General features: G+C 62.4%; 1 pseudogene. It reads left to right on the forward strand.

Going from position 1 to position 383, the window contains the following annotated elements:
- A pseudogene (locus ENZ74_RS34260) lies at positions 1 to 244 on the forward strand (MFS transporter); the annotation flags it as partial.
- Positions 245 to 383 lie beyond the last annotated feature (139 nt).

Raw genomic sequence — 383 nt, forward strand, 5'->3', positions numbered from 1 at the left:
GCTGTGGGGTTTCGCCTTTGGCATGGCGCCGGTGGTGCTGCCGACCAATATGTCGCGCGCGGCGCCTGATGCGCTGGAGGCAGCGGGCAGCCTGATGGTCACCTCTTTCCAAATTGCCATCACCATCGGCGCGGTTGTCGGCGGCTATGTCGTGGACACCTATGGCGCGACTGGACCTTTGACTCTGACTGCTATCCTTGCCGCATCGACCGCCGTCTTGGCGCTGCTGCAGCCTCGCAGCTGAACTTTGCAGCCGCCGACACAGTAGCCTCAAATCCTGCCGCCAGCGATGTTGCAGGCGCGATACACAAGTTGAGGCCGGGAACACGTTGCATCTTGCCGCAATCGAAGGCTAAGGACGCTCGGCTTCGGCCATTGGAGGG

Origin of the sequence: Mesorhizobium sp. M7A.F.Ca.CA.002.15.2.1, from assembly GCF_003998715.1 — a bacterium.
GTDB classification, from domain to species: Bacteria; Pseudomonadota; Alphaproteobacteria; order Rhizobiales; family Rhizobiaceae; genus Mesorhizobium; species Mesorhizobium ciceri.